Raw genomic sequence first — 20,986 nt, 5'->3', positions numbered from 1 at the left:
ATCATGATTAAAGAACCAGATACACTGATGTTAGTGGGATTTATGGGTGCCGGTAAAACGACTGTTGGCAAGGAAATCGCGCGTCAACATCACTCACGATTTATCGATATTGATTCAGAAATCGAACGCGTTGCAGGACAAACAATTCCTGAAATCTTTATAGAACGTGGCGAGATTGGCTTTCGAGCGCTTGAGACGCAAGTTTTGGCGTCAGTTCAGACTTTTAATGGCGTGGTGGCAACGGGTGGCGGTATCGTTGAACGACCTGAAAATATAGCTGTTTTAAAAAATTCACCCGCAACAATTATTTATTTACACGGTAACTTAGAGAGTACAATTGGGCGGCTCATCATTGAAGGACAGAGGCCATTACTGCAAGAAAAGTCCACCGCAGAATTCTTTGCACTCTGGAAAGAACGTGATCCAAAATATCAAAGTGTTGCCAACATGACGGTAGAAACGGTCGGAAAAACACCAGCACGAATTGCAGCTGAAATCATTGCCTTATTTAGTGCAAATGAGGATGAGTTAGCTCTGCTGGCACTTCGCTCACAAATTGATGCCTTTGATCGCCAAATTTTTAAAATCATTGCCCAGCGATTAGAGGTAGTCTCATCAGTAGCGCGCTATAAAGAAAAATTTGGATTAGCAACCATTCAAACAAATCGAATGGTTCGCTTGCGAAATGATTTAAAAGCAGATTTCGCATTGTCAGAGGACATTACGGATGATATGATTGACGCTGTGATGGCGATTCTCATGCAGGCGGCTATCGATAAAGAAAATCGTCAATTAGACAGGTAAAAATATGAAACTACATACTTTGGGACCAATTGGCACAGATTCACAAGTTGCTGCAACACATTATATGACGAATCAAGCTCTAGTTTTGCATGATACTTTTGAAGAAATATTGACACATTTATCCGATTTTAGCGGGGACGAACTTATCATGCCAGTGGCTTTTAGGTCCAATCAGGAGCAAAATCTAAACTGGGTTGATTTCAATTATCTATCATGGGAAAATATAACAATACGCGCCACATTTTCATTACCATTGATGCCATTAATTGTTGTGGAAAATTTGGCGTATCAGCGAAATATCGCCTTAACACACGCAGCAACGGAAGGTTTGATGAAGCGCTATTTAACTAATGTTGGGTTAGATGATGCTTGGGGACCATCAGTTATCTTTTCTCCTAGTAAAATGGTGGCGATGACTGATTTTATCCATGACCAAGACCGCTTGACTATTATTTCTGCTGATCAATTTAATAAATTACCTGAGAGTCGTGATTCACGTTACGTCGTGCGACAAACTTTAAAACCACCGATGATTTGGGTGGTGTATCATATTAATTAGTAAGTCATTTTGAATAATAACTCAAAAAAGGATTGAAGGCATGACACTAAGACAACTACTACATATTCCAGCAACTACTGACAAGCCACTCATTGCAGTTCCATTGATGTTAGGGCCAACTGGCAAACTAACACCTTTTGCCCAAAAATTGCAGGCACAGAATCCAGATATTGTTGAATGGCGAGCTGATTATATTGCTGATGATTTCAGTCAAGCAGTGATGTGGCAGCAGGTAAAAGCTGGTGCGCAGGCGGAACTGAATCAAAAAAATGTCTCGACAATGACTGAAGCTAAAATGCTGGCAGAAATTGACAACGCTAAACAAGAATTTTTGGCAAATTGGCCGATGATGAATCAGCAAGTAATCAAGGAACTGACTGCTGCCGTATTTAACAGTGTTGGTGAGTTTCCAGTATTGTTAACTTATCGCACACAGTCTCAAGGTGGAAAAGGTGAAATGTCACCAGTTGAAGTAGCCACATTTTTAACGCTTGCTTTACAATCTGGTTATCCTTTTACTGCCGTGGATATTGAATACACAATGCCTGAAGAACTGCGCACGCGGGTGATTACCACTGCGCGACAACAGCAGGTACCCGTGATTTTTTCGTACCATGACATGAATCAAACTCCCGATGATTTGCACGCGCAGCTGGTAGATATGGCTAAGCCTGACATTGATATTATCAAATTAGCAGTGATGCCACAAAATGCCAACGACGTTGATCGCCTATTGTTGGCAACGCGGGCTTTCTCAAAATCACAAGATAAGCCATTGATTACAATGAGTATGGGCCAATTAGGTGAAAAAACTCGGATTACTGGTTATCAATTTGGCTCTGAATTAACGTTTGCTACTTTAGATGGAACACCAATTAGTGCACCAGGACAGATATCGATAAGCGAATTGTTGCAAGCTTGGCAGTAATTTGCTATAATTGTCTTGACCAACTGGGTAGTATCTATCTACCTACCCGCCACTTCTTAGGAAGTGGCGTTTTTTTTGTGTCAATTGATAGCATTATTGTCACGTGAATCGCGTGGTATAATTGATGTACAGAATAGTAAAGGATTTGAAAATCATGAATAATTTTACTTTTAAAAATGTGACAGATATCCGCTTTGGAGAAAATAGACTGGACACTGAGTTAGCAGGTGTAGTCGCACCGTTTGGTAAAAAAGTCCTACTGGCTTACGGTGGTGGCTCAATTAAAAATAATGGTCTGTATGACCGCGTTAAGCGTGCGCTGAAAGATTACGAGATTTTCGAACTTTCAGGCATTGCGCCTAATCCTAAAATTGACTCAGTACGTGAGGGTCAACAACTGGTCAAAGAAAATGATATTGATGTGATTATCGCAGTTGGTGGTGGGTCAGTGATTGATGCAGCCAAAGTTATTTCTATCGCCAAAAGCTATGATGGGGATGCATGGGATTTGGTGCTAGATTCCAAAAAAGCGACAGCGCAAATGCCGATAATTGATATTTTAACGCTTTCTGCTACCGGAACAGAAATGAATAAAAATGCTGTGATTAGTAACCCTGAAACAAAGCAAAAATTGGGCACGCGAACATTACGCCAGCCCGATGTATCATTTTTAGATCCAAGTTTGACATTTTCAGTTTCAAAATGGCAAACTGCCGCTGGAGCGATTGATATTTTTAGCCATTTATCAGAACAATACTTTGATCAGTCGGAAGATAGTGACATTTCACGTGGTATGATTGAAGGTATTTACCGCGCTGTTATCAAATGGGCACCTGTTGCGCTGACAGAACCTGAAAATTATGAGGCACGCGCTAACTTGATGTGGGCGTCAACCATGGCATTGAATGGCACAGTTGGACTTGGTAATGTTAATGGCTGGACAGTACACCCAATTGAGCATGAATTGTCAGCGTACTATGACATTACACACGGTGTCGGATTAGGCATATTAACACCGCGCTGGATGAAAAAAGCGCTTTCTGCGAAGACGCTGCCTCGTTTTGCAGCATTTGGGCGCCATGTTTGGGGATTATCGGGAGATGATGAATCAGTTGCAGGCGAGGCAATCCAGGCCACATTTGATTGGATTAAATCACTAGAAGTGCCAACGACATTACCTGGTGTTGGTATTACCGACACGACAAATTTCAAAGCAATGGCAGATAGTGCTGTTGCCGTTGGTAACCTAACAACAAATGGCTATGTTAGCCTTAATAGTGAAGATGTTGTTGCTTTATTTGAAGCTTCAATGAATAATGATGGCTTTTAGCTCTAATTAGAAACTGCCCAGTGACCATCACCATCTAATTTGAATAGCGGCAGTGTTGCTAAAAAAGTAATGTCATCACGCTGCTCAGCTTGACCTTCAGCTAGAATCGCAAATTTGCCAACAATGTGAGCACCTGCTTGAAATAATATCTTTTCAACAGCTTTTAAAGAACCGCCAGTTGAAATCACATCGTCAACCACCAACACTTTTTTGTTGTGTATTATTTTAGCATCTTTACCATCCAAAACTAGTGTCTGGGGTGTGGCTGTGGTGATTGCTGACGATTTAACGACGAGTGGTGAGGTCATATATGACTTCACATTTTTGCGTATGACAATGTAGTGGCTATTTCCTGTTTGCCTAGACATTTCTTGAGCAAGTGGGATACCTTTAGTTTCAGGGGTCACAATATAGTCAAATTCAAAATCAATTGCTTTAGACAATTCAACGGCAGCGACGTGTGCTAATTCAGCGTCACCTAGCAGCACAAAAGACGCAATTGCTAGGTCTGATTTGATAGGAACAATTGGGAGGTCACGTTTTAGCTTAGCGATGCTGATTTGATAGCTTTCAGACATAATATATTGGTCCAATCCTATTAATGTTCGTTTTTACGAAAAATTTTATATTTTTAATATTCAAATTTTATCATTTTACGAACTATTGGGCAATAACAACAATTTTAGACAATTTTTTGAGGAGAACAGATTAGATCCAACAGATCTATCCACAAGTGTATGACAAGATATGAATTAACAGAGAAAGAATTAGTTCGACAAATTAATAACGCATTACCAAACATTAAACCTAGGCAAATTAGCGCAACGTTGACCTTGTTGAATGACGCGGCAACCGTACCATTTATTGCAAGATATCGTAAGGAAATGACTGGTAACTTAGACGAAGTGCAACTTCGTCAAATACAGGTTACAAGCAAAAAAATTCAAGAACTATCTGAACGAAAAAATACAGTCTTACGTGCGATAGATGAGCAAGATAAGCTCACGCCAGTACTGTCTAAAAGTATCATTGATGCAGAAAATATACGTGAAGTTGATGATATTTATTTGCCATATAAACAAAAGCGACGCACAAAAGCAATGATTGCCCGTGAAAATGGGTTACAGCCGCTGGCTGACTGGCTATTGAACCATTTAGGTACGTCTGTGAATGAACGCTTACACGCATACTTTAATGAAACTATAAAGCGTGACGCGGATGCAACTGCTGGTATACATGAAATTTTGGCGGAACAGTTTGGTGAAGATCAGAGTTATCGGCAATGGCTTCGGACTAGAATGATGCGTGATGGGCATGTCTTGTCAACTCTGAAAAGAGGTGGTGAGGCAAAAGATGATACAAAAATTTACGAACAATACTATGATTTTGATGAATCAATTCAATCGTTGAAAGAAAATAAATTTAGAATTTTGGCAATTGATCGTGGCGAAAAGGTTGGCGTATTATCTGTTAAAATTGATTTCCCAGCCGCTCGATTATTGCATTTTATGAAAATTAAAATTATTGGTCATCAACAGATTGAAAAGAAAAATGGTGAGCTAATCAATTTTGCTATTGAGGATGCCTACAAGCGCTTTATTCAGCCAGCCATTGAACGGGAAATTCGACAAGAATTAACACAAATTGCGCAGCAACAAGCCATTCAAGTTTTTGGTAATAATTTGTATCATTTATTGATGCAAGCACCGTTGAAAAATAAAATTGTGATGGGATTTGATCCGGGCTTTCGAACTGGATCAAAATTAGCCATTATAGATGGTAATGGCAATTTTTTGGTTAAGCAAGTGATTTTTCCTCACTTACCTGCAAGTAAACACGAACGAGATCAAGCCGCGACAACATTTAAAAAATTGTTAAAAGATTTCAACGTTGAATTGGTAGCCATTGGCAACGGCACAGCATCTCGTGAATCGGAAGAATTTGTTGCTGAAAATCTGATAAAAGGCGTTCGATATACAATTGTTAATGAAGCTGGAGCATCTGTTTATTCGGCTTCTGAGGCAGCCAGAGCAGAATTTCCAGATCTACATGTTGAAGAACGAAGCGCGATTTCAATCGCTCGAAGAGTTCAAGATCCTTTGGCGGAACTGATCAAAATCGATCCAAAATCCGTCGGTGTTGGTCAATATCAACATGATTTGAATGCGAAAGCACTTGATGAGCAAGTTGACGCTGTTGTTGAAACAGCGGTTAATCAAGTGGGTGTTAACTTAAATACAGCTTCAGCAAAATTATTGACGCATATAGCTGGGCTTAATCAAAAATTAGCAGAAAATATCGTGGCTTATCGTCAAAACGGGCGACCATTTACGTTGCGCACACAGTTAAAGGACGTACCGCGTTTGGGACCTAAGGCTTATGAGCAGGCGGCAGGATTTTTGCGAATTGTTGATGGCAAAAACATATTGGATAATACAGATATACATCCTGAAAGTTATCACATTGCGACTCAAATCATTGATATGGGGCAATTGTCAGTTCATGAATTATCATCTTCAATAGCCAATAAAACTTTAAGTCTTTTGGATAACTCAGACACTGCTGCTAAATTAGGTGTTGGTGTTCAAACACTACATGACATTATTATTAGTTTGCAAAAGCCAGGTCGTGATGGCCGATCTGAAATGGTTAGTGCGTTATTAAAGTCCGATGTATTACATGTAGCAGACTTAAAATCTGGCATGAAGCTACAAGGGACAGTGCGCAATGTGGTTGATTTTGGTGCATTTGTGGACCTAGGAGTAAAACAGGATGGTTTGGTGCATATTTCTCATTTGAGCAAGAGACGTATTAAACATCCGGCAGAAGTTGTTTCAGTTGGTGATATTGTAGATGTTTGGGTACTATCTGTTGATGAAAAACGTCAAAGGATAGCACTGACGATGTTAGCGCCCAAATAAAAAAATCGCATCATTTTGATGCGATTTTTTTAGTCAACTAGAGGTAAAATGTTGACGATTGAAATACGATCACTTTCATCGTTCTTCAATCGTTCAATGATTTCGTTATAGCGGCGCTCGGATAGCGGTTCTTTTTGATCGAAAGTTAAAATTTTGTTGTCGATATGATTACTAGTGCTTGGGTATTGTTCGATACGATAAATAATCAATAGTTTTTTATAGGCGAATGGCTGTACAATCATGCCTTCAAGCTTTTCTTCGACATGTTCCGTTGCCTGAGTGGTTGCATTTTGTTCGATTTTTGTTTGTGTTTTTTTGAATAGGGCCATTATTTCATCTCCGTATTTTTGGTGAAGTAGGTCGTGAGTCCAGCCACAACATTTTTTGCAATTTTCTTTTGGTAACTGGTTTTGCGAATGTACTTGAGGTCTTTGTTATTATTGATAAAACCATTTTCCAACAAAACGGCAGGCTGTGTCGTGTCTTTGAGAACAATATATGGTGCTGTATCAACACCACGGTTAGTCAGAGGCATATTGTTAAGGCTGTCACTTAATGCTTGAGCTAGGTTTTGACCATTTTTATGATAATAGTATTGAGAAATACCTGAAGCACTTACTGTGGATGAATCAAAATGAAACGAGATTTGTGCATCTGCCTTATATTTTTCACCAACTAAAGGAATTTTGAGTAAAGGCACAATATTATCACTATCTCGGGTCATCAAAATGCGAGCACCACTTGGCGCTAGGGCGGAACGAACTAGTCTAGCAGTTCTTAATGTATAAGTTTTTTCTTTATACTTACCATTCTTAGATAAGGCGCCGGTATCTGTGCCGCCGTGACCAGGATCTAACACAATGGTGGCTTCACTCAATGCAGTAGCATGTTTCAGGTTAACAGCATTTGCAACCCAACTCGCTACCCAGCCAGTTTTTTCATTATCAGAGCGTCGGACGTGCCACCAACCGTTTTGTTTGTCCAAGATAATCAATTTTGTACCACGCTTGAGCGAAGCAGTCGAACGATACTGACGACCAGGGCCGGTTCGTAATTGTACATTATCGGGTCGTGTGAAAGTTTCAGTTTTTGAGATGAGCGATACAATTAATCCTACCGTCGTTAATAGGACAACTGTGGTGATAATCACACCAATTAAATTACTAAGTAGCCACTTTTTTACCATAATTATCCTAAAATATGCTTCTTTGCTTGCGCTAATAATTGTATCATATTTCTTTTTTAAACGTACCAAGAAGTTTTAAAATCTCATGTAGGCAGTAGCACCACTACAAACTAATTTGACACATAAAAAATTTTTGCTAAGAAAATTTTGTGTAAACGTTTTCATTATTGTTGAAATATGTTACAATAAATAAGCATAATTCCTAAATTAGGAACAATAGTATAAACAAAGGATTAAAAGAGTAGACGCAGATGTCAAAAACAATGGCAGTAAACGCCGGTAGTTCTTCACTGAAATTTCAATTATTAGAAATGCCCGAAGAAAAAGTAATTACACAAGGTATGGTTGAACGGATTGGAATGCCTGATGCCGTTATTACTATTAAATATGGTGCAGATATTGAACCTGTTCGTTTGATTGGCGCCGAAGAAGGACAGATTTCGCTCACTAAAAATGGTGGTCAAAAATACGAGCATGTTTTGGCTATTAAAGATCATCATGAAGCCATTGATATCATGTTACAAAGGCTGTCGGATCTGGGTATTATTAAAGATTTTCAGGAAATCACTGGGGTTGGTCATCGGGTAGTTGCTGGTGGTGAGTGGTTTAATCAGTCGGTAGTGGTGACAGATGAAGTGTTGGCTAAAATTGATCGTTTGGCAGCTTATGCGCCATTGCACAATCCAGCCAATGCAATGGGTATTAGAGCGTTCCAAAAGTTATTACCTCACGCCATCTCTGTGGCCGTGTTTGATACCTCTTTCCATCAGACTATGCCTGAAAAGAATTATTTGTACAGCTTACCTTATGAATACTATGCGCGTTATGGTGCCAGAAAATATGGTGCTCATGGGACTTCACATCGGTACGTTATGGAACGTGCGGCTGAAAAATTAGGTATACCATTGAAAGAATTCAACGCCATCTCACTTCATCTTGGTGCCGGTGCGTCTGTAACAGCTATCAAAAATGGTAAATCATATGATACGTCGATGGGCTTCACGCCCTTAGCTGGGTTAACAATGGCAACTCGTTCAGGAGATGTTGATCCATCTTTGATTTATTACATTCAAGAACGTGAAGGTCTTTCTAACGAGGAAATGTTGAAAGTTCTCAACACAAAATCTGGATTACTTGGTGTCTCAACAATTTCTAGCGATATGCGTGATTTGGAAGACGTTCAAGAAACAAACATTCACGCTAAATTGGCATTGGATATGTTTTATGATCGCGTGATTCGATATGCCGGTCAATATTTTGCTGAATTAGGACGGGTTGACGCTATCATATTTACTGCGGGTATTGGTGAAAATGATCCAGTCACTCGTGCGAAAGTTTTGAATGCCTTGCAATTTGCTGGTGTTGTCTTGGATGAGACGGCAAACAATGTTCGTGGTAAGGAAACAGTCATAACAAAGCCCGAGTCAACGGTTACTGGCTTGTTAATTCCAACAAATGAAGAATTAATGATTGCACGTGATGTTGAACATTTAAAAAATAACTCATAAAAAAAGTTGCCAAATGAATGGCAACTTTTTTTATGCAATCACTTTTAGTTGACCGCGGAATTCCGCGAGGGATGAATAACCTTTTTTTGTTATGATGTCGGCCAATTCACGTTCGAGTCGCTCAAAGACGGCAACACCCTCAATGGCTAGCTGTGAGCCAACTTCTACTAAATCAGCACCACATAAGATATGATCATAAACATCACGTCCGGAAGTAACGCCACCTGTCCCAATAATTTTGATTTCGGGATTTAAACGCAATCGAAGGGCGCGAACATTTGCAAGCGCAGTCGCTTTGACCAGTGTTCCGCCTATACCACCAAATCCGCCTTTTGGCTTGATGACAACAGTGTCGGTATCATCATCGATTACCAAACCATTACCAATTGAATTGATCGTATTGACAAATGCCAATGGGAATTGATTTAAAATGTTGGCGATGTCATCGAAATGCACGATATCAAAATAGGGAGGTAACTTAACACCTAAAGGTTTTTTGAAAAATGCGAACGCCTCAGTCAGAATCGCTTGAGTAGCTTCAAAGTCATAGGCAGTTTGTGGTTTTCCGGGAACATTTGGGCAAGAAAGATTGAGTTCAACTAAACCACTAAATTCTGAATCTTGTAATTGATGCAACATATCAAGATTTTCTTGCTTTGATAATCCAGCAATTGAAAAGAAAATAGGCTTTTGGCTCTGCTTTTTTGTGACATAGTCCATATAGTAGTCAAAGCCTTCGTTAGGAAGTCCCATTGAATTGATAGTGCCTAGTGTGTTGGGCAATTCATAATAGCGCGGTGCGGGATTTCCGGGACGTAAGTTAGTGGTAGCTGATTTGGTCACCACAGCACCTGTATGAGCTGATGCCAGCACGCTGTCTAATTCTTCGGCGGTTTGACACATCACACCAGCGGCGTTTAGCATAACGTGTTCAAAGTTAAAACCAGCAATTGTAGCAGTTAAGTTCATAGTAGAAAATTCCTTCATTCCTTGTGAAATATTTATTTAATTATAGCTGAAAATATCAAAAATATAAACCCTCAATATAATGATATTTTTGTAATGATTGATGGCAGTTATTCGCAATTTAAGGCTGATTTTGCTAAACTTAAGAATAGATGTTTGATATCAAATAAAGATACAATTTGAACGATCTGTGACTTTTTAGTTCGTTGAAAGGCACAATGAATTGACATTTATGTTTAAAATAGGTGCCCAGAAAAGGAGAGTGAATCATGATTTTTCACATTAATGCGACCATGCCAGAACAAAAATCAGGCATTGAGCATGCTGAAATTCAGCGATTTATGTTATTCAAAAAAAATCATATCGCTCAAAAACTAATTTTACGAGATTGGGACCCTGAATGTCACCGGCAAACCAAAGCAGCCGGCATTGATGATGATGACTTAATCAATATGTTTGATTATTTTCAAAAAGCGACGATTGTTGCAACGCAACAGTTGACCATTAAAGATCTTGATTTTGGTGTTGTTGACTTAGAATTTAATGATGAGCCACAAAATAATCGATATTTAGTAGTTGATAACAGTAAAAAGCTGGTGGCTCGTGTTAACTATAATAACGCAGAAACACAGCGAGTGAAATCCGTCGAGCTTTTTGATGGTTTTGGTAATTTGTACCGTGTTGATCACTATGATATTCGAGGCTTTAAGTCGCTACAACAATGGTATACACCGGATAACAAAATTGAATCAGAAACATGGTTAGATGTTCATGGACAGCCAGTTTTGGAAAGCTTTTTTAAAACCACTAAGACAGTTAATCATCAGTCGGAATTGACTCGAACCAATTGGCATTTGACTTTTAACGAAATTAGTTATGACTTTGATACAATAGAAGACTTAACTATCTATTTTTTAGACGCAATTAATCAAACTTTTTTTAATACTTTAGAGCCTAATATCTTTATTTTAGACCGCAGTCATTTAGCTGATTATGGCCTGTTACACCTTAAAAATCCGGCCTATACAGTTTTGCACTTACACAATTCACATGCTGGTGATGCACAGGAACCAATGCAATCTGTTTTGAATAACAATTATGAATTTGCCATGAATGCTTTGAATCAATACGATGCGGTCGTTTCAGCTACGCCGCAACAAACGCGTGATATTAAATTACGTTTTCAACCTAGTGTCCCATTATTCACAATTCCTGTCGGTATTGTTAAAGATACGCTACTACATGCCAAAAGAGTACGTGTTGGAGAGCGGCAATTTGGTAAGGTTGTCGCATTTGCAAGAATCGCTTGGGAAAAGCATTTGGATGACTTAGTAAGAGCTGTCGGAATTGTAAAAGAAGAAATCCCCGAGGTCAGTTTGGACTTGTATGGTTATGCCGATCCGACAGATAATTTCCGAGCAAAGCGTGCTGTTGAAGCAGTGATTGACAAATACCATCTCGGTGATTCTGTCACAATGAAAGGGTATACTACTGACATTGATGCAGTTGAAAATCGGGCTATGATATACGGTTTGACTTCAAGAATGGAAGGCTTTAATTTGGCAATCATGGAGGGTATTGCTCATGGCTTGATTGCATTGAGTTATGATGTCAATTACGGACCAAATGAAATTGTCCAAGATAATATTAATGGCAAAATTGTGCCTTATGGTGATTATCAAGCTATGGCCAATGCTATGTTAACTGTGCTACGGGACCCCAGGTTGGCGCAACGCTATTCTGACGGTGCTTATCAATCGGCTGAACGATATAGTGAAACCAATGTTATGGCTGCTTGGCAAAAATTAATTGAGGATGCTAATCAAAAATGGCAGCACAAAATAGCGGCGACTAATTTAGGGAGGTAAGTGACAACATGAATTTTTTTATTAGTGAAAATATTTTTTCATTTAACTCTGGCACTGAGCACGCCCAAATTAAACGAACGAAGCTATTCAATGCATTTAATGATGCTGCCAAATATGTGACTCGTAACTATAATCGCCTACTTGATCGCGATCTTAAAGCGGTTGGCTTGACACCAGATGTGGTGTTAAATATGTATGATTTTTTTCAAGGTACGACTGATATTAAAAGAGTAGAGCAAAACTTGCGTTTGCTAAAAATGTTACCTTTGGATACATATCACATTGTTGCTGATGGACCAAATCAAAGCTTTTTAAATCATAATGGACGTCGAATTGCCACCATTACTGTAATGCCTGAGACAGTGGGATTAGTTAATGAAGTCATTTTTGAAGATCGTGCTGGCAATCCTACCATTCGCGAAAATTGGGATTGGCGTGGATTTAAGTCTAGTGTGGATACTTTCCATCCGGATGGTAGTTTAGCCACACAACGTTTTTTGAACTTAAAGGGTGATGTGGTCCTCGAGATAACACACATGGCTATAAATGGCATCGTTCAACCAACAATGTGGCAACTATTAAATTATCGAGGGCATCATTACCGATTCAATTCAGAAAACGAATTATTGACATTCTTTCTCAATGAAATTGTGAAACGATATCAAGAGGCGACACTGATTTCTGATCGACGTACGCTTGATGAAGCTGTTGGTAAAGTGAGTGGTGCTAAACAAAAGTTTGCTTATTTTCATGATATACATACACCGGACGTGGTTCAGCCACGTCTCGGAGATCCTTATCCAGTTTATGAAATAGCTTTGTCCCAAAAAAATCAGTTGTTTGATGCAATTTTAGTCCCAACTGACGCGCAACGTCATGATATTAAAGCACGTTATCCCAATCTTAATGTGAAAACTGCACCAGATACTTTCATATTGCAGTCAATGCTGACACAATCTCAGACGAGTGTTAGAGATCGCGTGAATCATCGTATTTTGTTTTTAGGACGCTTAAGTCCAGAAAAAAATCCTGAAGCGGCGGTACAAGTTTTGGCAGTGACGAGACGTTATGTCAACGATGCGACCTTAGAATTCATGGGTTACCCCGCTAATACAGAAATCGTGCAAAAATTACAACAATTAGCGCGTGATTTGGGAGTTGAATCATCAGTGATTTTTACACCGTATGGTAATTACGAAGCCGTAAAAGAAGCTCTGTCGCGAGCGCAGGTCATTATTGAAACGTCTCATGGTGAGGGATTCGGGATGAACTTGGTTGAAGCGCTGGCTTTTGGTTTGCCAATTGTTTCATATCGGATAAATTATACAACGACCACTCATGAGATTGTCGAGAATAATCGTAATGGTTATGTGTTACCAACTGCGTCGGCAAATATTATGGCTCAGCGAGTAGCAAGCATTTTGAATGATCCATCAAAATGGGCAAGTATGAGCACTGCTTCATATCAAAAAGCCAAGTTCTTTTCAGCCGAAAAAATTTACAATGTTTGGCAACAAGTGTTTAAAAACTAATGAACACCTAATTACTCTGATCTTTCCAGTGCGAATAATCTTTTAACGCGCTTGTCACTATTTGATCGGTTTATTTTGGGTAAAAAAGGTAAAATAGTACCATGAAACAATTTAGAGTAGAAAATTTAAACAGTACGTATGGCGAAAAAGTCTTATTCAAAGATCTCTCTTTTCTAATAACGGCGGGTGATAGAGTTGGATTGATTGGCGTTAATGGCAGTGGTAAAACATCATTATTGAACGCGATATCTGGCGTGATGCCGGCAGATTCTGGTACTATTACAACCCAAAATGATTATCGCATTGGTTATTTAACTCAAAGTCCAATTTTAGACGATAATGCTTTAGTAATGGATGCTATTTTATCGGGCGAACAGCCTGTTTTTCAGACTATTCGCGATTATGAAACTGCTTTGCGAAAATTTAGCAATCAACCGACTGACGAAGTAATTGCGCAAAATTTTGAAAAAGCACAAGATGCTATGGATCGCGACGATGCATGGACAACTGAATCTCAAATTAAAACGATTCTGACCCAGTTGCACATGCCAGATTTACACCATAAGGTTAGTAATTTATCAGGTGGACAGCGCAAACGTGTTGGATTGGCGCAAGTGCTCATTGAAGAACCTGATTTGTTGATTTTAGATGAACCAACCAATCACTTAGACTTTGATTCAATTGCTTGGTTAGAGAAGTACTTAAGTTCATACAAAGGGGCAGTTTTAACTGTTACGCATGACCGGTATTTTCTAGACGCAGTTGCCACAAGAATATTTGAGCTATCATTTGGCGATTTGTTTGAATATCAAGGCAACTATCAAGATTACATGGAAAAAAAAGCTGAGCGAGTTGCCCAAAATCAACTGGCAGAACACAAGCAACAGCAATTATATAAACAAGAATTAGCATGGATGAGAAAGTCAGCTCGGGCAAGAACAACGAAGCAAAAAGGACGTGAGAACGCGTTTGCCGAATTGGCGTCACAAATGGGAACATTACAAACTGACGAAGATGTAACCGTCAATCTAGGGCAACAGCGCCTTGGTAAAAAAGTGATTGTTATAGAACACGCTGGTATTCAGTTTGGCGATAAAACGATTTTGAATGATTTTAATTTGCGTGTGTCTGCTGGTGATCGCATCGGAATTACAGGGGCTAACGGCGCTGGTAAATCAACATTTTTAAATGCGATAGCTGGTCTTGTACCATTGACGAGTGGCGTGATTGAGCTTGGGGATACGGTGAAAATGGCTTATTACACACAAATGACTGAAGAAATTCCAGATGACAAACGTGTGATTGCCTATTTGACAGATGTTGCTGGTTCGGTTAAAGATAAAGATGGCAATCAAATCAGTGTTTCTGAATTGTTAGAACAGTTTCTGTTCCCACCCTTTATGCATGGCACTTTAATTCGTAAATTATCTGGAGGAGAAAAGCGCCGATTATACCTACTTAAACTATTATTACAGCAGCCTAATGTGTTATTGCTTGATGAGCCGACGAATGATTTAGACATCGGAACGTTAACAGTACTAGAAGATTTCTTGTCAAATTTTGATGGCGCTGTTATCACAGTTTCTCATGATCGCTATTTTCTAGATAAAGCGGCTAATCAATTGTACATGTTTGAGGGCAATGGTGTGGTCAACAGATTTGATGGCCTATTTAGTGCCTACCTAGCAACTCACGAAACGGTAAACCAAGTTAAAGTTAACAAGCCAAAGCCAATAATAGTCACCCAAAGCACCAAAAAAAAGCTCACATATAACGAAAAAAAAGAGTGGGAAACGATTGAAACAGATATTGAAAAATTAGAAAATCGTATTAACAAAATTCCCGACGAAATGGCAACATTTGGCACGGATTATGTCAAGCTTGGTGATCTACAACAAGAATTAGATCAATTGAACAAGGATCTTGAAAACAAAATGGATCGTTGGGAATATTTAAGTGATATCGTAGAAAGTTCATAATTAATTTATGAGCTTTCTTTTTGCATTTCGTATCATAAAAAAGAGGGAGACAAAATGCAATTAAAACAATTTTTATTAGCAATACACTTAACTCGTGGTATAGGGCGTGCTGCAGAAGCAAAAATTATATATGCAATTGCGAATGATTTAGAATCCACTCATTACCCTTGGTCTTTGAATGAGGTCTTTTCAGTTATTGAAAATTATCAGCAAGCTGATAATATCAAATCTAGTTATCATCTGGCTTGTAATCAAGCCGAGACGATGGCATCTGACTTTTTGACATATTTTGATGATGCTTATCCACCACAATTGAAAGAAATCTATGAGCCGCCATTAATATTGTTTTACGTAGGGAATTTAGCAGCTTTAAGGTTGCCTAATGTTGCTGTTGTTGGTACGAGAACAGCGACACCATACGGTTTAGCGGTAATGAGGCATCTATTACCCGAAGTAGTCAAATCAGGTATTGCAGTGGTTTCTGGTCTGGCTAAAGGTATTGACGTGATGGCACATCAAATCACTTTTGCCAATTCAGGTGTACCAATTGCAGTTATTGGTACAGGAATTGATATGACATATCCGGCACAAAATCAGGCACTGCAACAGCAAATAGGGCAACAAGGACTGTTATTGAGTGAATACCCACCTGGCACTGGTCCACAGCGGTCACATTTTCCAGCGAGAAATCGTATTATTGCAGGACTATCATCAGCAACACTTGTCGTTGAGGCACAACAAAAATCAGGTAGTTTGATTACTGCAAACTTGGCCCTCCAAAATAATCGTGAAGTGATGGTTGTGCCAGGTTCAATTTTTTCTGAAAATTCTTTAGGTGCAAATGAACTATTAAGATTTGGTGCAAAAATGGTCACAAAATCAACTGATATCATGGAAAGCATACAATTATTTGACACAATTTGATACACTATATACTATAGAAAACAAATTGTGAGGCATATCTCATTGGCAGATACAAAAACAAAGACGACATTAAAGAAAAAAACAACAAAACGAAGAACATCAAAAGTTAAAAAAAATTTAGTTATTGTGGAAAGCCCATCAAAGGCTAAGACAATTGAAAAGTATTTGGGCAGCACCTACAAAGTTGTTGCCAGTTTAGGGCATATTCGGGATTTGCCAAAATCAACTTTAGGCGTTGATGTTGAACATGACTATGATCCTAAATATATTAACATTCGTGGTAAGGGTGATATCATTAAAGGTTTGCGCAAAGAAGCCAAGGCTGCGAAAGCTGTTTATCTGGCTTCCGATCCGGATCGTGAAGGTGAAGCAATTGCGTGGCATTTGCAACATATTTTAGATCTTGATCCGGAAAAGCCTAACAGAGTTGTCTTTAATGAAATTACGAAAGATACAATTAAGAACGCTTTTAAGACGCCTCGTACAATTAACCAAGATTTGGTAGATGCGCAACAAGCACGCCGCATCTTGGATCGGTTAGTTGGCTATTCAATTTCACCAATTCTCTGGAAAACTGTGAAACGGGGACTGTCGGCTGGACGTGTGCAATCAGTTGCTTTAGGTTTGATTATTGCACGTGAGCGTGAGATTCAAGCCTTTGAGCCAGAAGAATATTGGACCCTGGATTCCGAGTTTAAAAAAGCACGAAGTAAGTTTAAGTCAGTTTTTTATGGATTCGATGGTAAAAAGCAACCATTACCAGATAACGACAGTGTTCAGTCAATTTTGAAACGCATTGATAAAAATGGTGATTTTGATATTGTTAAAGTTGATGCAAAGGAGCGGAAACGTCAACCACAACCGCCATTTACAACGTCAACGATGCAACAAACCGCCAATACACAGCTTAATTTTAGAACACGTAAGACAATGATGGCTGCTCAACAGTTGTATGAAGGTATTAATTTAGGGCGCGGATTGGGACAAGTCGGTTTAATTACCTATATGCGTACTGATTCAACCCGAATTTCTTCTGTTGCTAAAAATGCTACGGCGCAATTTATTCATGATACATGGGGCGAGGAATACTCTCAACATAAACCAATTCAGGGTAAATTACCTGAAGGCGCACAAGATGCCCATGAAGCCATTAGACCTTCTGATGTAACGCGAACACCAGAATCGATTAAGGACAAACTCACACCTGATCAATTTAAGTTATATTCATTGATTTGGTCACGCTTTGTAGCCAGTCAAATGACGCCAGAAATTTTGGATACAATGGCGGTCACGATTGAGCAAAATGGTGTGATATTTAGAGCTAATGGGTCAAAGACCAAATTTCAGGGCTTTACGAAAGCTTATCCAGCTGCCAAAGTTAAGGATAATGCTTTGCCTGACTTAAATGCAGGAGACAAAGTTAAATTAGCGAAAACTGATCCGCAACAGCATTTCACATTGCCACCAGCAAGATATACGGAAGCCGCGTTAATTAAAGCATTAGAAGAAAATGGTGTTGGTCGTCCTTCAACCTATGCCCCAACATTAGACACAATCCAACGAAGAAACTATGTGCGTATTGATGCACGAAAGTTTGTGCCGACCGAACTAGGTGAGATCGTTCAGACGATTGTAGAAGATAGCTTCCCAGATGTTACTAATACCAAATTTACGGCCGCTGTTGAACATGAACTAGATGAAGTAGAGACAGGCGATAAAAAATGGGTACCGGTAATTGATTCTTTCTTTAAACCTTTCCAAAAAGAAGTTGAGACTGCCGAAAAATCTCTTGAAAAAGTCATTATGCATGATGAACTAGCAGGTATGGACTGTGAAATTTGTGGTGCTCCGATGGTGATTAAGATGGGCAGATATGGCAAATTTTATGCTTGTTCTCGTTTTCCTGATTGCCGAAATACCAAAACGATTGTGCAAGAAATTGGTTTGACATGCCCTAAGTGTCACAAAGGTCAGGTCGTTTCTCGAAAGACAAAGCGTGGTCGGACGTTCTATGGTTGCTCTCGTTATCCTGATTGTGATTTTGTGACATGGGATAAACCAACAGAGAAAACGTTGGCTGATGGTACAACCCCTAAAGAATCAACTGATAAGACGAACAAATCAACGGCAAAACAAAAAGCGACCGAATAATTTTTTTGAAATACGTGCGTTATTTCAAAAATTGGTCGCTTTTTATTTGAACTTAAATATTGATTTTTTGGGACGCAAGTAGGAAAAGCCTTCGCCTAATTGTTCTTGTGTGTCAAATACAGAAACAAATGCTTTCGGATCAATTTGATTAATGATATGTCTGACCATGTTGACTTCGGAAGGATCGACAACAGCGTAAACAACGCGCTGATCAATGTGTGAGTAGCCACCCTCTGCTTTTAACAGGCTTGTCCCACGGTCGAGTTCAGACATAATCGCATGGGAAATTTCTTCAGGATATTGTGTAAAAATCATAAATGATCTTGCTGAGTATGCAGCGCCTTGTTGTGTAAAATTAACCACTTGCGCAAATACAAATGAGGCTATCAAAGTATACATCATGTGTACTATGTCGATATAAATTAAAGAAATAATCAGAACAACTGCGTCGAGCGCAAACATTGTTCGACCAATTTGGATGCCTAGTCTTTGTTCTGTAATTCTTGCAACGATGTCTGTACCGCCCGATGTGCCGCCGAATCGAAAGACAATTCCTAATCCTAAACCAGAAACAAAACCTGCCAACAGACCAGCGATTAGCATGTCGTGATCAAGCGCCGGTGGGGTAGGAACAACTTGCCATAACCACAACCAAAATGAAAGCGAAGAAATGCCCCAAATTGTATAAATTAAAGACCGTCTACCAAGCACACGATAACCAATAAATACAAGCGGAACATTAAGCAATAGTGTGGTGTAGGCTGGGTTCCAACCAAAAAGTGCGCGTAGGATTAACGTGATACCAGACACGCCACCTTCTGCAAGTTGATTTGGAATATTAATGTTGATTAATCCCCAACCATAAAGGGCTGTTCCCAGTGCAATCATACCAAGATCACGAACAGAAATGCGTTCTAAATTTGTAACATTCATCGTAAAACCTCGCTAATTTGTTCAATTTCCATGATAACATATTGCTAGTAAAAACATTGTTATGTTTGGTATAATATAGAGTAGTAAGAGGTGGATATGGCAGATTATAATTATTATCAAAGACCAAGATTTTATAAAAAAAAGCATCCTATTCGCAATTTTTTTATTGTGTTAGCCTTATTAATTGTTGTTGCTTTAGGCGCTTTTGTTTATATTGGTTATTCTGATTCTCAGAAAACGACAACACCCATTCAACAAAAAGTGTCAAAGAGTAGTACGGTTGAGGAAACAGTGGATTCTAACAGTAGTTCTTCAGATGATTCAAGTAGTAGCAGTGAAACGTCGAGCGAATCTTCATCGTCTTCAAGCGCTTCATCGAGTAGCCAAGATACTGCTGCCGAAATTAAGGAATCAGCCAAACTGAAAGGAAAAACGCTAGCTGAGGCAAAAAAATGGGCAATTGCCCATAATCGCTATTATTCATGGGTTGGCAGTGATAGTGATATTGTTACTAAAGTAACTGATGATGGTCATAACATCAGTTTTGTAGCGTCGAGCAATCAATGATGGTGAACAAGGTTTTAACGATTGCCGGTTCGGATTCTTTATCAGGCGGTGGTATTCAGGCTGATTTGGCTACTTTTGAAGAGTATGGTGTAGTTGGATTGAGTGTCATTACAAGTATTGTCACTGTACAAACTGATAGTTTTCAAATTTTTCCAATGGACATCAATGTAATAAAAGCTCAATTGGCTTCTGTTATGTCATTGAATCAAATTGTCGCGATTAAGGTTGGTCTTTTACCTACAGTAGACATTATCAATGTGGTTGCCGATTGTTTATCGACAATTAGTATTCCTATCATCATTGATCCAGTGATGATTTTTAAAGAGACTGCCTTAAAAAATGGTAAAAGTGAATTAACTCAGGTAATTCGTGATCGATTATTGCCATTGGCAACAGTTTTGACGCCTAATTTAAACGAAGCAGGGCTACTCACCAATACTGAAATCCATAATGTCGATGATATGAAGCAGGCCGCGCGTCGTTTAGTTGGCGAAGGGGCTAAAAATGTTGTTATTAAAGGTGGTGCGAGATTGTCTGGTGATGTTGCGGTTGACGTTTTATTTGACGGTGAGGAATTTACAATTTTCCAGAATGAGAAAGTTATAACACTAGTACCGTATAATAATGGTGCTGGCTGTACATTTTCGGCTAGTATCGCTGCCAATATGACAGAAAACGATATGCGAGAGACGATACAAGATGCTAAAGCATTTGTTTTGGCGGGTATCAAAAATGGCGTTGCGTTGAATGATGAATTCAATGTTGGTAATGTTTGGCAAGCGGCAAGACGTTTGGGATAAGGTATAGCTAAGCGACAGACGAGTGTCTGT

18 protein-coding genes are annotated in these 20,986 nt (G+C 39.1%); 13 read left to right on the top strand and 5 right to left on the bottom strand.

Going from position 1 to position 20,986, the window contains the following annotated elements:
• The first annotated feature begins 3 nt into the window (after positions 1-3).
• From IEU65_RS00290 to IEU65_RS00275, 4 genes are all read left to right on the top strand, one after another.
• Positions 4-804, top strand: coding sequence for a shikimate kinase (locus IEU65_RS00290; RefSeq protein WP_010278283.1), 801 nt, complete (start codon positions 4-6; stop codon positions 802-804).
• Positions 805-808: 4 nt separating this feature from the next.
• Positions 809-1,363, top strand: a complete 555-nt coding sequence (locus IEU65_RS00285) for a hypothetical protein (RefSeq protein ID WP_010278280.1) — start codon at positions 809-811, stop codon at positions 1,361-1,363.
• 40 nt (positions 1,364-1,403) lie between these two features.
• Positions 1,404-2,291 (top strand): type I 3-dehydroquinate dehydratase, encoded by an 888-nt coding sequence (gene aroD, locus IEU65_RS00280; RefSeq protein ID WP_010278278.1) that lies wholly within the window; start codon positions 1,404-1,406, stop codon positions 2,289-2,291.
• 154 nt (positions 2,292-2,445) lie between these two features.
• Positions 2,446-3,621, top strand: coding sequence for an iron-containing alcohol dehydrogenase (locus IEU65_RS00275; RefSeq protein WP_010278276.1), 1,176 nt, complete (start codon positions 2,446-2,448; stop codon positions 3,619-3,621).
• 2 nt (positions 3,622-3,623) lie between these two features.
• Here the strand turns inward: IEU65_RS00275 and IEU65_RS00270 are convergent, their stop codons facing one another.
• Positions 3,624-4,199, bottom strand: coding sequence for a phosphoribosyltransferase family protein (locus tag IEU65_RS00270; protein ID WP_010278272.1), 576 nt, complete (start codon positions 4,197-4,199; stop codon positions 3,624-3,626).
• A 159-nt stretch (positions 4,200-4,358) separates the two neighbouring features.
• Between IEU65_RS00270 and IEU65_RS00265 the strand changes: the two genes are divergently transcribed.
• Complete coding sequence (locus IEU65_RS00265; protein WP_010278269.1) at positions 4,359-6,542, top strand: Tex family protein; 2,184 nt, start codon at positions 4,359-4,361, stop codon at positions 6,540-6,542.
• A gap of 29 nt (positions 6,543-6,571) precedes the next feature.
• On the opposite strand, the gene IEU65_RS00260 is transcribed toward IEU65_RS00265, so the two are convergent.
• Both IEU65_RS00260 and IEU65_RS00255 read right to left on the bottom strand, forming a co-directional pair.
• Positions 6,572-6,871, bottom strand: a complete 300-nt coding sequence (locus IEU65_RS00260) for a hypothetical protein (RefSeq protein WP_010278267.1) — start codon at positions 6,869-6,871, stop codon at positions 6,572-6,574.
• Positions 6,871-7,728, bottom strand: coding sequence for an N-acetylmuramoyl-L-alanine amidase family protein (locus tag IEU65_RS00255; RefSeq protein ID WP_010278264.1), 858 nt, complete (start codon positions 7,726-7,728; stop codon positions 6,871-6,873). The genes IEU65_RS00260 and IEU65_RS00255 overlap by 1 nt, the downstream gene beginning before the upstream one ends.
• 251 nt (positions 7,729-7,979) lie before the next feature.
• Between IEU65_RS00255 and IEU65_RS00250 the strand changes: the two genes are divergently transcribed.
• Positions 7,980-9,236, top strand: a complete 1,257-nt coding sequence (locus tag IEU65_RS00250) for an acetate/propionate family kinase (protein ID WP_139967584.1) — start codon at positions 7,980-7,982, stop codon at positions 9,234-9,236.
• A gap of 30 nt (positions 9,237-9,266) precedes the next feature.
• On the opposite strand, the gene IEU65_RS00245 is transcribed toward IEU65_RS00250, so the two are convergent.
• Entirely contained in the window at positions 9,267-10,205 is a 939-nt protein-coding gene (locus IEU65_RS00245) for a dihydroorotate oxidase (RefSeq protein WP_010278365.1), read from the bottom strand.
• 266 nt (positions 10,206-10,471) lie between these two features.
• Between IEU65_RS00245 and IEU65_RS00240 the strand changes: the two genes are divergently transcribed.
• The 5 genes from IEU65_RS00240 to topA all read left to right on the top strand — a co-directional run bounded on the left by IEU65_RS00240 (position 10,472) and on the right by topA (position 18,656).
• Positions 10,472-12,070, top strand: a complete 1,599-nt coding sequence (locus tag IEU65_RS00240; RefSeq protein ID WP_010278368.1) for a glycosyltransferase — start codon at positions 10,472-10,474, stop codon at positions 12,068-12,070.
• Between the two features lie 8 nt (positions 12,071-12,078).
• Positions 12,079-13,602, top strand: coding sequence for a glycosyltransferase (locus IEU65_RS00235; protein ID WP_010278371.1), 1,524 nt, complete (start codon positions 12,079-12,081; stop codon positions 13,600-13,602).
• A 101-nt stretch (positions 13,603-13,703) separates the two neighbouring features.
• A complete protein-coding gene (locus IEU65_RS00230; protein WP_010278374.1) occupies positions 13,704-15,581 on the top strand; it encodes an ABC-F family ATP-binding cassette domain-containing protein in 1,878 nt (625 codons plus the stop codon).
• 54 nt (positions 15,582-15,635) lie between these two features.
• On the top strand, positions 15,636-16,505 hold the full coding sequence (gene dprA / locus IEU65_RS00225; protein ID WP_010278377.1) for a DNA-processing protein DprA: 870 nt from the start codon (positions 15,636-15,638) through the stop codon (positions 16,503-16,505).
• Positions 16,506-16,547: 42 nt separating this feature from the next.
• On the top strand, positions 16,548-18,656 hold the full coding sequence (gene topA / locus IEU65_RS00220; RefSeq protein ID WP_147651353.1) for a type I DNA topoisomerase: 2,109 nt from the start codon (positions 16,548-16,550) through the stop codon (positions 18,654-18,656).
• 42 nt (positions 18,657-18,698) lie between these two features.
• Here the strand turns inward: topA and IEU65_RS00215 are convergent, their stop codons facing one another.
• Complete coding sequence (locus IEU65_RS00215; RefSeq protein WP_010278381.1) at positions 18,699-19,589, bottom strand: YitT family protein; 891 nt, start codon at positions 19,587-19,589, stop codon at positions 18,699-18,701.
• Positions 19,590-19,685: 96 nt separating this feature from the next.
• On the opposite strand from IEU65_RS00215, the gene IEU65_RS00210 reads away from it, so the two are divergent.
• The gene (locus IEU65_RS00210; RefSeq protein WP_010278384.1) at positions 19,686-20,156 is read left to right on the top strand and encodes a hypothetical protein; all 471 of its coding nucleotides are present in this window, start codon (positions 19,686-19,688) and stop codon (positions 20,154-20,156) included.
• Entirely contained in the window at positions 20,156-20,956 is an 801-nt protein-coding gene (locus tag IEU65_RS00205) for a bifunctional hydroxymethylpyrimidine kinase/phosphomethylpyrimidine kinase (RefSeq protein ID WP_031940999.1), read from the top strand. The genes IEU65_RS00210 and IEU65_RS00205 overlap by 1 nt, the downstream gene beginning before the upstream one ends.
• Positions 20,957-20,986: the final 30 nt, after the last annotated feature.

The sequence above is a fragment of the Leuconostoc pseudomesenteroides KCTC 3652 genome, assembly GCF_014634745.1.
Classification (GTDB): domain Bacteria; phylum Bacillota; class Bacilli; order Lactobacillales; family Lactobacillaceae; genus Leuconostoc; species Leuconostoc pseudomesenteroides.
Note: the sequence above shows the minus strand (reverse complement) of the source record. Positions and strands in the feature narration are given on the sequence as shown.

What these genes read in the sequence shown, in the direction of transcription:
- IEU65_RS00270 (WP_010278272.1), bottom strand. Translation starts at nt 4,199, where the DNA reads ATGTCTGAAAGCTATCAAATCAGCATCGCTAAGCTAAAACGTGACCTC.
- IEU65_RS00265 (WP_010278269.1), top strand. Translation starts at nt 4,359, where the DNA reads ATGACAAGATATGAATTAACAGAGAAAGAATTAGTTCGACAAATTAAT.
- IEU65_RS00250 (WP_139967584.1), top strand. Translation starts at nt 7,980, where the DNA reads ATGTCAAAAACAATGGCAGTAAACGCCGGTAGTTCTTCACTGAAATTT.
- IEU65_RS00275 (WP_010278276.1), top strand. Translation starts at nt 2,446, where the DNA reads ATGAATAATTTTACTTTTAAAAATGTGACAGATATCCGCTTTGGAGAA.
- dprA (WP_010278377.1), top strand. Translation starts at nt 15,636, where the DNA reads ATGCAATTAAAACAATTTTTATTAGCAATACACTTAACTCGTGGTATA.
- IEU65_RS00215 (WP_010278381.1), bottom strand. Translation starts at nt 19,589, where the DNA reads ATGAATGTTACAAATTTAGAACGCATTTCTGTTCGTGATCTTGGTATG.
- IEU65_RS00235 (WP_010278371.1), top strand. Translation starts at nt 12,079, where the DNA reads ATGAATTTTTTTATTAGTGAAAATATTTTTTCATTTAACTCTGGCACT.
- IEU65_RS00245 (WP_010278365.1), bottom strand. Translation starts at nt 10,205, where the DNA reads ATGAACTTAACTGCTACAATTGCTGGTTTTAACTTTGAACACGTTATG.
- aroD (WP_010278278.1), top strand. Translation starts at nt 1,404, where the DNA reads ATGACACTAAGACAACTACTACATATTCCAGCAACTACTGACAAGCCA.
- IEU65_RS00260 (WP_010278267.1), bottom strand. Translation starts at nt 6,871, where the DNA reads ATGGCCCTATTCAAAAAAACACAAACAAAAATCGAACAAAATGCAACC.
- IEU65_RS00285 (WP_010278280.1), top strand. Translation starts at nt 809, where the DNA reads ATGAAACTACATACTTTGGGACCAATTGGCACAGATTCACAAGTTGCT.
- IEU65_RS00240 (WP_010278368.1), top strand. Translation starts at nt 10,472, where the DNA reads ATGATTTTTCACATTAATGCGACCATGCCAGAACAAAAATCAGGCATT.
- IEU65_RS00205 (WP_031940999.1), top strand. Translation starts at nt 20,156, where the DNA reads ATGGTGAACAAGGTTTTAACGATTGCCGGTTCGGATTCTTTATCAGGC.
- IEU65_RS00230 (WP_010278374.1), top strand. Translation starts at nt 13,704, where the DNA reads ATGAAACAATTTAGAGTAGAAAATTTAAACAGTACGTATGGCGAAAAA.
- IEU65_RS00255 (WP_010278264.1), bottom strand. Translation starts at nt 7,728, where the DNA reads ATGGTAAAAAAGTGGCTACTTAGTAATTTAATTGGTGTGATTATCACC.
- IEU65_RS00290 (WP_010278283.1), top strand. Translation starts at nt 4, where the DNA reads ATGATTAAAGAACCAGATACACTGATGTTAGTGGGATTTATGGGTGCC.
- IEU65_RS00210 (WP_010278384.1), top strand. Translation starts at nt 19,686, where the DNA reads ATGGCAGATTATAATTATTATCAAAGACCAAGATTTTATAAAAAAAAG.